This window comes from Streptomyces thermolilacinus SPC6 (genome assembly GCF_000478605.2).
In the GTDB taxonomy this organism is placed as follows: Bacteria; Actinomycetota; Actinomycetes; order Streptomycetales; family Streptomycetaceae; genus Streptomyces; species Streptomyces thermolilacinus.
Map to the genome: position 1 here is coordinate 3,683,857 of NZ_ASHX02000001.1, position 12,975 is coordinate 3,696,831.

At 75.1% G+C, this 12,975-nt stretch carries 12 protein-coding genes; 7 read left to right on the plus strand and 5 right to left on the minus strand.

Translation table 11 applies throughout. The features are described from left to right. Window positions 1-22 precede the first annotated feature (22 nt). The 4 genes from J116_RS16030 to J116_RS16045 all read right to left on the minus strand — a co-directional run bounded on the left by J116_RS16030 (window position 23) and on the right by J116_RS16045 (window position 2,719). A complete protein-coding gene (locus J116_RS16030) occupies window positions 23-616 on the minus strand; it encodes a sigma-70 family RNA polymerase sigma factor (protein ID WP_023588089.1) in 594 nt (197 codons plus the stop codon). A gap of 153 nt (window positions 617-769) precedes the next feature. After that, window positions 770-1,498 (minus strand): hypothetical protein, encoded by a 729-nt coding sequence (locus J116_RS16035; protein ID WP_023588090.1) that lies wholly within the window; start codon window positions 1,496-1,498, stop codon window positions 770-772. 154 nt (window positions 1,499-1,652) lie between these two features. Next, window positions 1,653-2,378, minus strand: a complete 726-nt coding sequence (locus J116_RS16040) for a permease prefix domain 1-containing protein (RefSeq protein WP_023588091.1) — start codon at window positions 2,376-2,378, stop codon at window positions 1,653-1,655. Continuing rightward, a complete protein-coding gene (locus tag J116_RS16045) occupies window positions 2,375-2,719 on the minus strand; it encodes a PadR family transcriptional regulator (RefSeq protein ID WP_023588092.1) in 345 nt (114 codons plus the stop codon). Before J116_RS16045 ends, J116_RS16040 begins: the two co-directional genes overlap by 4 nt. A gap of 93 nt (window positions 2,720-2,812) precedes the next feature. Between J116_RS16045 and J116_RS16050 the strand changes: the two genes are divergently transcribed. From J116_RS16050 to J116_RS16075, 6 genes are all read left to right on the plus strand, one after another. Next, entirely contained in the window at window positions 2,813-3,307 is a 495-nt protein-coding gene (locus tag J116_RS16050) for a membrane protein (protein ID WP_023588093.1), read from the plus strand. Between the two features lie 4 nt (window positions 3,308-3,311). After that, window positions 3,312-3,605, plus strand: a complete 294-nt coding sequence (locus tag J116_RS16055; protein WP_235617351.1) for a hypothetical protein — start codon at window positions 3,312-3,314, stop codon at window positions 3,603-3,605. A 5-nt stretch (window positions 3,606-3,610) separates the two neighbouring features. Further along, a complete protein-coding gene (locus J116_RS16060; protein ID WP_235617352.1) occupies window positions 3,611-4,645 on the plus strand; it encodes an ATP-binding cassette domain-containing protein in 1,035 nt (344 codons plus the stop codon). Then, the gene (locus J116_RS16065) at window positions 4,642-5,502 is read left to right on the plus strand and encodes an ABC transporter permease (protein ID WP_023588096.1); all 861 of its coding nucleotides are present in this window, start codon (window positions 4,642-4,644) and stop codon (window positions 5,500-5,502) included. The genes J116_RS16060 and J116_RS16065 overlap by 4 nt, the downstream gene beginning before the upstream one ends. Before the next feature lie 270 nt (window positions 5,503-5,772). Further along, the gene (locus J116_RS16070; protein ID WP_051203525.1) at window positions 5,773-6,861 is read left to right on the plus strand and encodes a ParB/RepB/Spo0J family partition protein; all 1,089 of its coding nucleotides are present in this window, start codon (window positions 5,773-5,775) and stop codon (window positions 6,859-6,861) included. Between the two features lie 223 nt (window positions 6,862-7,084). Next, a complete protein-coding gene (locus J116_RS16075; RefSeq protein WP_023588098.1) occupies window positions 7,085-7,732 on the plus strand; it encodes a dTDP-4-dehydrorhamnose 3,5-epimerase family protein in 648 nt (215 codons plus the stop codon). Window positions 7,733-7,829: 97 nt separating this feature from the next. On the opposite strand, the gene J116_RS16080 is transcribed toward J116_RS16075, so the two are convergent. After that, window positions 7,830-11,024, minus strand: a complete 3,195-nt coding sequence (locus J116_RS16080; RefSeq protein ID WP_023588099.1) for an AfsR/SARP family transcriptional regulator — start codon at window positions 11,022-11,024, stop codon at window positions 7,830-7,832. A gap of 565 nt (window positions 11,025-11,589) precedes the next feature. Between J116_RS16080 and J116_RS16090 the strand changes: the two genes are divergently transcribed. After that, on the plus strand, window positions 11,590-12,921 hold the full coding sequence (locus tag J116_RS16090; RefSeq protein ID WP_023588100.1) for a cytochrome P450 family protein: 1,332 nt from the start codon (window positions 11,590-11,592) through the stop codon (window positions 12,919-12,921). Window positions 12,922-12,975 lie beyond the last annotated feature (54 nt).

Sequence of the window (12,975 nt, forward strand, 5' to 3'; positions counted from 1 at the left end):
CAGGGGCCCCGGCCGCCCCCGTTCAGGCGGCGTCCTCCGCCGACTTCAGCAGGTGCGTGAGGTTCTGCCGGGCCCGGCTGACCCGGGAGCGGACCGTTCCGATGGGGCAGCCCGCGATGGACGCGGCCTCCTCGTAGGACAGGCCCTTGACCTGCGTGAGGATGAACGACTCCCGGCGCGCGGTGTCGAGCGACTCCAGCAGGTCGAGCAGGGCCACGCCCTCGTCGAAGCCGGGCAGCCCGGTCTGCTGGGTGCGCTCGGCGGCCGCCTGCCAGTCGGCCGTGTCGGCGAGGCGGGGCCGGGCGGCGTTCGACCGGTAGCGGTCCACGACGACCCGGCGGGCGATCGAGAGCAGCCAGGTCCGGGCGTGGCAGCGCGCCGCGAACCGGGGCAGGCTGCGCAGCGCCCGCAGGTACGTCTCCTGGGTGAGGTCGTCGGCGCTGTGGACGTCCCCGCAGGCGCGGGTGATGAACCGCCAGACGTGCGGGTGGGTCGCGGCGATGAAGTCCTCCGTCGCCGTCGCGTCGCCGCGGGCGGCGGCCAGGGCCCAGTCGGTGATCTGGTCGTCGTCGGTGACGGCGGCACGGTCGCGTACACCACTGAGGTGGGTGGGCATGGGAAAGTCCTTCGTTGCTGACCGTGGCCGGGCGCACGCGTCCGGCCACGCGTGCCCGCCGCGCGGCGCATGGCCGGCGCGGTGGCGCACGTGCGAGGGGTGGGGTGACGCTCGTACCGGTCCCTCACCGCCCGCGCCGCCGCTGCGGCCGGGTCAGCAGGGGACCGGGCACCCCCGTGGCGGCCCCCGCCGGGACATGGCGTGCCGCAGCAGCAGGTCACGCAGTCTGCGCGGATGTACGGCGACGGGGGCGCCGCGCGGCACGGCGACGGGCCGCGCCGGGGGCAGCCCGGCGAGGGCGAGCCGCAGCGGTTCGAAGAGGGCGCCGTGCAGGGAGCGGGCGATCGTGAAGAACGCCGCCTCGCCGCGCCACATCCACAGCCCGCACACGAGGGCGGCCAGGACGTGCGCGGAGAACATGGTCCACGAGCCGTGGGTGAGGAGCTGCACCACGTACGCGACGGATGACTCGGGTCCCGGCGGGGCGGGCGGGGCCGTACCGGTGTGGGCCTGCCACACGGCCTGCGCGACGGGGTCGGTGGCGCCGCCCATGCACACGCTCGGCGGGAGGGCGGCTGCGGTCTGCTGGTGGTGCTGGTGGTGTCCGCTGCCGCCGCCGGGGACGGGCGCGAACGAGAAGATCGTGTGCAGGGCCAGCTGGACGCCGACCGTGCTCGCCGTGATGGAGAGGGCGCCGCGCTCCGCGCCGCCCAGCCACCAGGCGGCGGCGGTGGTGACGGCCATGGCCACGGAGAGGAAGCCGACGGGTAACGCGTAGTCGGCGGCGAGGGAGTGGCCCAGCGCGGCGGTCAGGACGCACACGGCGGCGAAGACGACGGCGCGCACCAGCCTCAGGGCGGGCCCGGGGCCCGCGGGAGTCACCAACGCACGTCACCCCGCCTCGTCAGTCGTGGGGTCCGGTCTGCCGCGCGATGTCGAGCGTAGGGGGCGCGGCGGCGGACTGTCCTGCGGTTGCCCGCACCCGGCGGCGCTGCCGGGAGGGGCCTGCTTCAAGGGATACGCACGGCACGCCGGTTCAGTTCACCGGCAGGCGGGCGCACTGGCGGCAGGTGCGGGCCGAGGAGGCCACCACGGCGTGCGACGCGGCGGCGAGCGCCCCCGCGGCCACGGCGAGCGGCCAGTTGGTGACGACGACGGAGAGGGTGACCAGGACGAGCGCGGCGACGGCCATGGCGATGCTCGCCGCCGTACCCGTCCAGGCGACCGCGAGGGGCAGCCGGTGCGGGGTGGGCAGCCAGCGGGCGAGCCGCCCGGTCGCGGCGAGCGTCACGGCCGCGAGAACCGAGGCGACGGCGGCGACGGCCACCAGATGGACCGTCAGCAGCGATGTCGTACGGGGCAGCTGCCAGGAGGCGCTGTCGTGGCTGGCCGTCCAGATGAGCAGCCAGCAGGCGACGGCGAGCGGCACGGTGAGCGCGGCGGCGCGCGCGGTGTGCCGGGCCTGCGCGATGGTCAGCTCGTGCTGGAACGTCGGCGCCAGGTGGTCGGGCGAGCCGAAGTCCCGTACCGCCATCTCGGCGGCGCGCTCGTAGGGGACGCCCGCGCGGGTGTGCGCCGAGACCGTGTCGTCCAGGCCGTCCCGTATCTCCGCGACCAGGCGCGACTTGGCGCGGCTCGGGCCCTGGAGGGACTCGGCGAGGGCGGCCACGTACGCGTCGATGGGGTCCGGGGGTGCGGCGGGACGCCGCTTGCCGGACGCCGCCGCGCCGATGCTCGTCTCCATGCCCGCCCCGGTGCTCATGTCGTCAGTCCCGTCGAGGGTGTCGCCGGGTTGAGTACCGAACCGATCGCCGTGGTGAACTCCCGCCAGGCGTTCCGCTCATGGGCCAGGCTACGCCTGCCGGCCTCGGTCAGCTCATAGCAGCGGCGGCGCCGTTCGCCGACGGCGTCCCAGCTGCTCTTGAGCAGGCCGAGCCGCTCCAGGCGCTGGAGCGCCGGGTAGATCGTGCCCGTGCGGAGCTCCAGCGCGCCACCGCTGCGCTGCTGGACGGCCGCGATGATCGCGTAGCCGTGCAGCGGGCCCGGTTCCAGCACGGCCAGCAGGAGTCCGTCCAGGTGGCCGCGCACCGCGTCTGTCCTCATGACCAGCGATTCTACCCAAGCGTGATGTAGGCGTGCTATCTATTGGTAGCCAACTTATCGAGGGTCTGTCCGGTCCCGCTTGGAGGCATCACCGTGACCAAGCTCCTCCTGTCCGTGCACGTCATCGCCGCCATCCTCGCGGTCGGGTCGATCGCAGTGGCGGCCTCGCTCTTCCCGCGCTTCGCCAAGCTGGCGGTGGCGCAGGGCCCGCAGGCGGAAGGGGGGGAGGAGAAGGGCAAGGCCGTCGGCATCGCGGCGTTCCTGCACCGGATCTGCCGGGTCTACGCCGTCGCCGGCCTTGTCGTGCCGGTGTTCGGGGTGGCCACCGGCGCGCAGATGGGCGTCCTGGGCGACGCGTGGCTGATCACGTCGATGATCCTCACCGCCGTCACCGCGTTCCTGCTCGCCATGGCGATCATCCCCGGCCAGGAGCGGATGCTCACCATGGCCCGGCAGGGCGGCGCCGGCGCCCAGGGGCTGAACGCCGCGGCTGCCCGGCTCGGCATGCTGACCGGCGTCTTCAACCTGCTGTGGGCGGTGGTCGTCGTCCTGATGATCGTCCGCCCCGGCTCCACGACGGGTGCGTGACCCCGTGAACCTGAAGGTGCTGCGGGTCGCGGCGGCCGTCGAGGCCGTCTCCGTCCTCATCCTGTTCGGCAATCTGCTCACGGTCCACGCCCGGCCGGTCACCGCACTCGGCGGCCCGACGCACGGCACGGCGTATCTGGTCACCATCGTCGCGACGTTCGCCCTGACGGTCGCGGGCGCGGCGGGCGCGGCGCGGGCGATGGCGTTCGTCCCCGGAATCGGCGGGATGCTCGTCCTGAACTGGCTGCGGCGTCACCCGGAGGCGGTCAAGGCGCCCTCCGGGGACCCGGTGGGGTGAGCGCCGTGACCGACCGCGCCCGCGCCGGGGCCCCGCTGACCGGTCCGGCCATCGAGGCCGCCGGGCTGGTGAAGACGTACCGGGGCGCCCGCGCCGTCGACGGCGTGGACCTGACCGTCGCGCCCGGGACCGTGTACGGCGTCCTCGGCCCGAACGGGGCGGGGAAGACGACGACCGTGAAGATGCTCGCGACGCTGTTGCGGCCCGACGGCGGCCAGGCCCGGATCTTCGGCCACGACGTCGTGCGGGACGCCGACACGGTCCGCGGCCTCGTCAGCCTCACCGGGCAGTACGCCTCGCTCGACGAGGACCTGACCGGCCTGGAGAACCTGGTGCTGCTGGGCCGCCTGGCCGGCCTGCCGAAGCGGTCGGCGCGGGAGCGCGCGGGGCAGATGCTGGAGGCGTTCGCCCTGGCCGATGCCGCGGGCCGCCAGGTGAGGAACTACTCGGGCGGGATGCGGCGTCGCCTCGACATCGCCGCGTCGATCCTGGACGCGCCCGCCCTGCTGTTCCTGGACGAGCCGACGACGGGCCTCGACCCGCGCTCCCGCGGCCAGGTGTGGGAGATCGTCCGCGCCATCGTGGACCTGGGGACGACGGTCCTGCTGACCACGCAGTACCTGGACGAGGCCGACCAGCTGGCGTCGCGGATCGCGGTCATCGACCGGGGCCGGGTCGTCGCGGAGGGCACGAAGGGCGAGCTGAAGGCGTCGGTCGGCGCGGGCTCGGTCCATCTGCGGCTGCGGGACGCCGGGCAGCGGGCCGAGGCCCAGCGGGTCCTCGCCCTCCACCTGGCGGCCGAGGTGCGGCCGGACGCCGACCCGGTGGCGCTGACCGCCCGTGTCGACGACGCCGACGGGGACCGGGGCGCCGCCGAGCGGGCCTCGCGGGCGCTGGCCGAGCTGGCCCGGCGGGGCATCACGGTCGACACGTTCTCGCTGGGGCAGCCCAGCCTGGACGAGGTGTTCCTCGCCCTGACCGACCGGAGGGCGGACGCCGACGGCGCGGCCGCCGGGGTGAGGGAAGGAGCCGCGGCATGAGCGTCACCACGTCCGGCGCGACGGCCCCGCGCGGCGACGAGCTCGCGGCCGTGTCGGCCCGCGCCCTGGCCGGGCTGCTGTCCGCCGGGGAGCGGCCGCCCAGGCCCACCCCGTGGGCCGCGTCCATGGCGTTCGGCTGGCGGGCGATGCTGAAGATCAAGCACGTGCCGGAGCAGCTGTTCGACGTGACCGTGCTGCCGGTGATGCTGGTGCTGATGTTCACGCACCTCTTCGGCGGCGCGCTGGCGGGCTCGCCCCGCGAGTACATCCAGTACCTGCTGCCCGGCGTGATGGTGATGTCGGTGGTGATGACCACCGTGTACACGGGCATCGCCCTCAACAACGACATCGACAAGGGCGTCCTCGACCGGTTCCGCACCCTGCCCGTCTGGCGGCCCGCGACGGTCGTCGGCTATCTGCTGGGCGACGTCCTTCGGTACTCGATCGCCTCCGCGGTGATGCTCACCGCCGGACTGGCCATCGGCTTCCGGCCGGGCGGGGGCCCCGCCGGGGTCGTCGCCGGGGTGCTCCTCCTGGTCGTCTTCGCCTTCTCCTTCTCGTGGATCGGGACGATGTTCGGCCTGCTCGTGAGGGACGAGAAGACGGTGATGGGCGCCTCGATGACGGTGATCTTCCCGCTGAACTTCCTCAGCGACATCTTCGTCGACCCCGCCACCATGCCCGGCTGGCTGCGGACGCTGGTGGACCACAACCCCGTCACCCATGTCGCGTCGGCGGTGCGCGGCCTCATGGACGGCCGCTGGCCGGGCACCGAAGTGGCGTGGACACTGGGGTGGTCGGCGGTGCTGCTCACCGTGTTCGGCTCCCTGACCGTCCGCCTCTTCCACCGGAGGTGACACCCGCGCGGGCCGGCGTCCATGGCCGGTTCGCGCCCCCTCCCCGCTGCCACCAACTCCGCTTGCGAAAAGGGGACTTGCGTCCTCCGGGCGGCCGCCGCGCACAGGGGCGCGAACTCCTTGCTCTGGCCGGTTGGCGGTTGCTAACGTGCCGGCACAGCACCATCGATCATGCGGGGGAACGCGGGGGATTCGATGAGTAGCGCAGACGTCGGCGGCACACGGCCGTTATCGCCCATCCTGAGCACGGCGGTCCGGGCCGACCTCCCGGTGGACACGCTTCTTCCGGCCGACTCGCCGCGCACCCAGGGCCTCGACCAGGAGTACGTGGACGCGCTGGTCGCGCTGGAGGCGGAGCTGCCGCCCATCGTCGTCCACCACCCCAGCGGCCGTGTCGTGGACGGCATGCACCGGCTCGCCGCCGCCCGCGCCCGGGGCGACCGCTCCATCAGCGCGTTCCTCCTCGACCTGCCGGAGCGCAGCCTCTTCGCCGTCGCCGTGAGTCTCAACATCGCGCACGGCAAGCCGCTGACCCACGGCGACCGGCTCGCGGCCGCCGCGCGCATCCTGCGCGACAACCCGGCCCTCTCCGACCGGTACGTCGCCTCGTTCACCGCCCTGTCGCCGCGCACCGTGTCCCGGGTGCGCCGTTCAACCGCCGAGGTCCCGCAGTCGAACACGCGCATCGGCCTGGACGGCAAGCGGCGCCCCGCCGACCTGGCGGGCGTGGCCGGGGGCCGCCAGCGGGCGGGCCGGATGATGCTGGAGCGGCCGGGGGCGAGCCTCCGCGAGATCGCCCGCGCCGCCGGGATCTCCCTCGGCACCGCGCACGACGTGAGGAAACGCCTCCTCCTCGGCCGCGACCCGGTGCCGGAGGGCCGGGGCGGTGCCCGCGCGGGCGGACACACCGCGCGCGCCGGTCAGCCGGGCCCGACCGCGCCCGTCGGCGCCGCCGGGCCCCGGGTGCCGGACGCCCGCGTGCCGGGGCCGAGGGGGCCCGGACCGCGGGGGCCGGGGCCGCGGGCTACGGAGCCGCGGGTTCCGGGGCCGCAAGGTCCGGTTCGGGCCCGCCGTGACGCGGCCGCGCGGCGGGAGTCGGGTGAGGTGCTGGAGCGGCTCCGCAAGGACCCGGCGCTGCGGCTCTCCCAGTCCGGTCGCTTCCTGCTGCGCTGCCTCGCCGTCCACGACGTGGACGGCTCCGTGTGGGCACGGCTCGCCACGACCGTCCCGCCGCACTGCGCCGAGGGGATCAGCAAGCTCGCCCGCGAGTGCGCCGGCATGTGGCTCCGCTTCGCCGACCAGGTGGACCGGGAGTCCCGGGGCGGCCGCTCCGGACAGCGCTCCCACACGAGCGCCTGACGCTTCCGGCCCGCTCGTACGGCCGCCTGCCGCCTGCCGCCGCCGTCTGGAGTCGAACGCCGAACATCCCTCGGCCGGGGGGCTGTTGTGGGACGATTCCGGTGCCTCGTCGCACGCCCGGCCCCGTACGACATCGCCACCCGCCAGGAGGACCGGCGGCGCGGCGACCCAGGCGGCGGCCCGTGCGCGCGGCGCCGCCGCACCGGTGGGAGGGCGGGACGGCGTGGAGGTGCGGGAGCTGCGGACCACCGGGGCCTACCTGTTCGTGCCCCGGACGCTGCGCGACGCGCGCGGCCATGTCGCCTCCCCGTACCGCGAGGCGGCCTTCCGGGCGGCGACGGGCGGGCCGCTGTTCCCGGTGCGGCAGGCGAACCACAGCCGGTCGCGGCGGGGGACCGTACGCGGGGTGCACTTCACCCGCACGCCGCCCGGCGCGGCGAAGTACGCGCACTGCTCGCTGGGCCGCGCGCTGTACGTGGTGGTCGACCTGCGGGTGGGCTCGCCGACGTTTGGCGCGTGGGAGTCCCTCGTCCTGGACGCGGCCTCTCCGAGCGGGGTGTACGTGCCCGTGGGGGTGGGGCACGCGTGCGTGGCGCTGGAGGACACCGTCATCACGGACCTGCTGTCCGCGGAGTGGGCGGAGGAGGACGAGGAGACGGTGTCGGTGTTCGACCCGGACCTCGGGCTGCCGGTCTCCGACGACCAGGGCCTGATCGTCTCGGAACGCGACCGGAACGCGGTGACGCTGGCCGAGGCACGGCGGCGGGGGATGCTGCCGGGGTACGGGGCCGCGCTGACCGTGGAGCGGTCGCTGCGCGCGGCCGCCGCCCGTGCCGGGCCCGGCACGGCACCGCCCCCGGACGGCCCGTGAGGCGGGCCCGTGGTGGCGGTCGGGAGCCGGGGGCGGGTGCAGGGGCGCCGGTTCGCGGGATGGGCGCGGTGGGCGGCGGACTCCGGCCGTGTGGGCCTCAGTTCGCGGGGCGGCCGGTGACGCAGGCCGGGGCCAGGGTGGGTGTCGCCGTGGCCCTTCTCGGCTCGTGCTCCTTCGCGTCGTACGGGTCCTCGCCGTGGGCGCGGGCGTGGGCGATGCCGTCGAGCGCGAGGGCCAGTTCGCGGCGCAGGCCCGCCTGCTGGGCGAGGCGGCGGGCTTTCTCGTGGTGGCCCTGGCCGCGCTCGTAGTCGCCCCGGTCGCGGTGCACGGTGCCGATGACGTTGTGGACGGCGGCCGTCAGGGCGGGGCGGCGGACCCGGCGCAGCAGTTGCAGCGCGGTGTGCCCGGCGTGCAGGGCCTCGCGGTGGCGGCCCTGGCGGCGGTAGATGTCGGCGTACTGGACGAGGATCGGCGCGTGGCCGTCCGGCGTCGTCGTGCGGCGCGCCAGCCGGGACGCCTCGGCGAGCCGGTCGAGGGCCATGTCGAGCTGGCCCGCTCCGGCGTACGCGGTGGCCTCGCCGAGCAGGCCGGTCAGCTCCCCGTACGCGTCGCCGATCCGCCTGCTGTGGAGGACGACGAGGCGGCTGGTCTGGAGCGCTTCGGCGTGCCGGCCGAGCGCGGCCTGCGCCTCGCCGAGCGACGCCAGTACGGCGCTCTCCTCGTCGTGCGCGTCGGCGCGGCTGAGCAGGACCAGCGCGCGGTGCAGGGCGGCGATGGCGTGTTCGTACTGGCCGAGCGCGTTGTGGAACATGCCGATGCGGCCGAGGCAGAACGCCGTACCGCCCCGGTCCCCGGCCCGCTCGGCGAGGGCCAGAGCCTCCCGCGCGCACTCCAGGCCCTCCCGTACCCGGCCGAGGTGCCCGTAGGGCGCGGCCATGCCGGTGAGGGCGGCGGACTCCAGGACGGTGTCGCCGGTGCGGCGCGCGGCGGCCGCGGCCTTGCGCAGGACGCCGAGCTCGTCCTCCATGTGCCCGCGCGCGTGCAGGTACGGGGCGAGGGCCAGGGGCAGGCGGGCGACGTGGCCGTCGTACCCGGCCTCCTCGGCGTGGGCCAGCGCGGCGAGCAGCCCGGCCCGCTCGGCGTCGAACCAGCCGAGCGCGTCGGCCCCGTCCCGCAACGGGGGCGTGGCGACCGGGGGGACGGCCGGGGCCCCGGCCGGGGTGCGGTCGGGGGCGGTGGCCCGGGCGGTGGCCGGGCCGGTGCCGGTGCGGGTACCGGGGAGCGGGCCGGCCGGGCGGGACCGTTCGCGGCGGGGGCGGAGCAGGCCGGCGGCCTCGTCCGTGGCCCTCAGGTAGTAGCCGAGGAGCCGGTGCCGCGCGTCCCGGGTGGCCTGCGGCTGCCGGTCGGCGGCCTCCCGGGCGAGCGCGCGGACGAGGCTGTGGAACGTGTACCGGCCCGGCGTGCGCTGGACGAGGAGCCGCGCGTCGAGCAGGCCCTCCAGGAGCGCCTCGGCCGCGTGCGGGGTGAGCCCGGCGAGCGCGGCGGCGGAGTACCCGTCGAAGTCGGGGCCTGGGTGCGCGCCCAGCAGTCGGAACAGCTCCTGGTGGCGGGGCGGCACGGTCGCGTACGAAAGGTGCAGCGCGGTGCGGACGCTCCGGTGCTCGACGGCCAGCTCGTCGAGGCGCCGCTCCTCGTCGCGCAGCCGCCCGGCGAGGTACGTGAGGGTCCAGTGCGGCCGGTTGGTGAGCCGGGACGCGACGATCCGCAGGGCCAGCGGCAACCGCCCGCACAGCGCGACCAGTTCGGCGGCCGCCTCCTGCTCGTCGGCGACCCGCCGGTGGCCGATGACCTGCCCCAGCAGGGCCAGCCCCTCGGGCGCGGACGGCAGCGGCAGGGGGAGCGGTACGGCTCCGTCGAGACCGGCGAGCCGGGGGCGGCTCGTGACGAGGACCAGGCAGCCCGGCCCGGCGGGGATGAGCGGGCGCACCTGGTCGGAGGCGATGACGTTGTCGAAGAGCAGCAGCAGGCGGCGGTCCGCGGTCATGCCGCGCCAGAGGCTCGCGCGGTCGTCCGGGTCGTCGGGGAGGGCGTCGGCGGGGACGCCCAGGGCGCGCAGCAGCGTGCCGAGCGCGTCGTGCGGTTCGACGGGTTCGCAGTGCGGGCTGAAGCCGTGCAGGTCCAGGAAGATCTGCCCGTCCGGGTAGCGGTCGGCGACGCGGTGGGCGGCGTGGACGGCCAGCGCGGTCTTGCCGATACCGGCCATGCCGTCCAGGGCGATGATCCGTACGGCGTGCTGCGCGGCGGGGTGTGCCGCCGGGTGCGGCGGGAGGCCGGGCGGGTGCGCGGGCTGGTTCCCGGTCCGGTGCGCGGCCGGGTCCTCGGACGGGTGCCCGGCCTGGTGCGGGCCCTGCTGTCCGGACTCGTGGGCGGCCGGGGCGGGGCCGGGCGCGGGCGGGACATGGACGAGCAGCCGCTCCAGTTCGGCCTCGCGGCCGGTGAAGTCGGGCAGGTCGTGCGGGAGGGAGCGGGGCGGCGGCGCGGGGGCGGGCGGTCCGGCGGGCCGGTCGCGGCGGGCTGCCGGGGGTGTGTCGAGGGCCGGTTCGCTGCGGAGGATCTGCTGGTACCGGTAGTTGACGGCGCTGCTGGGGTCGATGCCCAGCTGCTCGGCGAGCAGGCCGCGCAGGTCGTGGTAGACGCGCAGCGCGTCCGCCTGCCGCCCCACCCGGTACAGGGCGACCATCAGCAGGGCGCTCAGCGATTCGCGCAGCGGGTGCTCGGCGACGAGCGGCATCAGTTCGCTGACGACGTCGTGGGCGCGGCCCTGCTCCAGGCGCAGCTCCAGGAGCCGTTCGCGGGCGCCGAGGTAGCGGTCCTCAAGGGCGGCCGCGGCGGAGGTGAGGACGGGGCTGCGGCTGTCGGGCAGGACCCGGCCCCGGTACAGGCCGAGGGCGGTCTCCAGGGCGGCCACCTCGCCGTCGAGGGTGGCGCGGCCGCGGGCCTCTTCCAGGGCCTTGTCGAAGCGGATCAGGTCGAGTTGGTCCTCGTCCACGACGATCCGGTAACCCGGGCCGTCGGTGACGATCATTTCCTGGGCGTGGGGAATCCGTGAACGGAGATCGGCGACGATCTTTCGAATCTGGTGTTCGGCGGTGGCGGGCGGTACGCGCTCCCACACGGCTTCCACCAGATGGGAAATGGGCACCAGCCGATTCGCCTCCAGCAGGAGTGCGGCCAGTACCGCGCGGGCGCGCGGTCCACCCAGGTGGAGCTGCTGATCTCCGACCGAAACCACCAACGTGCCCAGAATGCTGAACCGGACAGCGCTCCCCCGTGAGGCCATCATGGAAACTCACTCTATGGGATGAACCAGGCGACTGTGGCGGCCATTTTGGCCAGTTGTTTGATCGATTCTGGTCATAGTTGTTCGAGTTGATGATTGAACAGTTCTCACTTGACATGTCGACCAGGCGCCAAGAATACTCACCGACGGTTGGTGACTTGTACACGTTCCCGGTTCACGAACGGTCCCGCGAACGCGCGGCGGGGGTTCCGTGAAGCCCCCGGCGGCCCGCCCGGCAGGCCGGCCCGCGCGCACCACCGCCCCTTTCTCCCGCCGAAAAGGCACCCCCGCCGCCCGACGCCCCGCGCGTCCGGGCACGAGCCCCCTGCCCGCGGCCCCCGGCCCCACGAGCCCGTCCCCCGAAGCCCACCGCGGCTCCGGAGCCGCACCACCCAGGAGCCCCGCACCCAGGAGCCCCGGAGCCGCCGCGCTCCGGGGCTTCCGCGTGTCCGGAGCCCCGCGCACCACCGCCCCCGCTCGGGGGCAGAACCGCCCACCAGGAAGGAAGCCCCACGCCATGCCGAGTTCCGAACCGCTGCCCCTCTACGGCAAGGAGTACAAGACCGACCCGTACCCGCTGTACCGGAAGCTCCGCGACGAGGGCCCCGTCCACCGGGTCAACTTCCCCAGCGGCGTCAACGCGTGGCTGGTCACCGGGTACGAGGCGGCGCAGAGCGCCCTCACCGACGACCGCCTCGGCAAGAACCACGACCTCGGCAACAGCGCCTGGCGCGAACGCGCCGCGATCATGCCGGAGCCGCAGCACTCCCAGCTCCAGGTGCACCTGCTGCACCAGGACCCGCCGAAGCACACCGTGATGCGGAAGCTGGTCACGGAGGCGTTCACCCCGCGCAACGTGGAGCGGAAGCGGGCCCGCTTCGAGCGGCTCGCCACCGAACTCCTCGACGCCGCCCTCGGCACAGCCGGCACACCCACCACCGGCCCCACCAACGCCCCCGACAGCGGCGTCGTGGACGTCGTCAGCGCCTTCGCCGCGCACTTCCCCTTCCGCGTCCTCGCCGAGGTCATCGGCCTGCCCGCGCCGATCGCCGCCCGCTTCGACCGCGACTGGGGCAAGGTCGTCCAGCCCGTCGGCCCCGCCGACCCGCAGCGGCCCGTGTACGAGGGCCGTCTGCGCGGCCTGCAGAGCTACATCGCCGAAGTCGTCGAGCACAAGCGCACCCACCCCGACGACGACCTGCTCACCAAGCTCGTACGGGCCCACGACGCCGGTGAGATCACCAAGGAGGAGCAGGACTCCATCGTCTTCCAGCTCCTCGTCGCCGGACAGGAACCGGTCACCAACCAGATCACCACCGCCCTCGTCGCCCTCCTGCGCCACCCCGCCGAGCTGCGGCGGCTCCAGGAGGCCGTCACCGGCGACATGAGCGACGCCGACCGGGCGCTGCTCGCCCGCGCCGTCGAGGAACTCCTCCGCTACGACAGCGCCTTCGAGCTGACCACCTGGCGGTTCTTCGCCGAGGACTCCGACCTCTTCGGCACCACCGTCCCGGCCGGTGACTCGGTCATCGTGTCGCTGTGCGCCGCCAACCGCGACCCCGAGCGGTTCCCCGACGCCGACACCCTCGACCTCGACCGCACGCCCAACCCGCACCTGGCGTTCGGGCACGGCATCCACTTCTGCCCCGGCGCGGCCCTCGCCCGCGTCGAGCTGCAGATCGCCCTCCGGGCGCTGCTCACCCGGCTCCCGCAGATCCGCCTCGCCGTCCCGGACGAGGACCTCGTCTGGGTGGGCGCCGTCCTCGCCCGCGGCGTCAACGAACTGCCCGTCGCCTACGGCCCGCCGGACGACGCCGCCCCCCGCGGCGGCTGCCCCGTACAGCACTGACGGGCAGATCCCCGCGTGCCGTACGAGCCGCGCCCGGCGCCCGCCGCCGGGCCG

Bases quoted from the DNA above. Each gene is read 5' to 3' on its own strand.
- J116_RS16030 (WP_023588089.1), bottom strand. From the start codon at position 616: ATGCCCACCCACCTCAGTGGTGTACGCGACCGTGCCGCCGTCACCGAC.
- J116_RS16040 (WP_023588091.1), bottom strand. From the start codon at position 2,378: ATGAGCACCGGGGCGGGCATGGAGACGAGCATCGGCGCGGCGGCGTCC.
- J116_RS16045 (WP_023588092.1), bottom strand. From the start codon at position 2,719: ATGAGGACAGACGCGGTGCGCGGCCACCTGGACGGACTCCTGCTGGCC.
- J116_RS16065 (WP_023588096.1), top strand. From the start codon at position 4,642: ATGAGCGTCACCACGTCCGGCGCGACGGCCCCGCGCGGCGACGAGCTC.
- J116_RS16090 (WP_023588100.1), top strand. From the start codon at position 11,590: ATGCCGAGTTCCGAACCGCTGCCCCTCTACGGCAAGGAGTACAAGACC.